The following is a 304-nucleotide window of genomic DNA, read 5'->3' as shown; positions in this document are numbered from 1 at the left end:
GCAGCATGATGAGCGCCGCATCGTTGGCGCCGCCATGAGCCGGGCCCCAGAGGCAGGCGAAACCGGCCGCGATGCAGGCGAACGGATTGGCGCCCGAGGAACCCGCGAGGCGGACGGTCGAGGTCGAAGCGTACTGCTCATGGTCGGCATGCAGGATGAAGATGCGGTCCATGGCGCGCGACAGCACCGGATTGACTACATATTCCTCGCAGGGCACGGCAAAGCACATGCGCAGGAAGTTCGATGCGTAGTCGAGATTGTTCTGCGGATAAACGAAGGGCTGGCCGATATGGTACTTGTAGGC

General features: G+C 62.5%; 1 protein-coding gene. It reads right to left on the bottom strand.

The genetic code is table 11. From position 1 onward, the window contains the following. Positions 1–304: citrate/2-methylcitrate synthase (locus tag KVS69_RS19260; protein ID WP_302675389.1), on the bottom strand; the 304-nt coding region annotated here is incomplete at both ends.

The sequence above is a fragment of the Stenotrophomonas sp. GbtcB23 genome (assembly GCF_019091045.1).
Classification (GTDB): domain Bacteria; phylum Pseudomonadota; class Gammaproteobacteria; order Xanthomonadales; family Xanthomonadaceae; genus Stenotrophomonas; species Stenotrophomonas rhizophila_A.
This window is presented reverse-complemented; position numbering and strand designations above follow the sequence as displayed.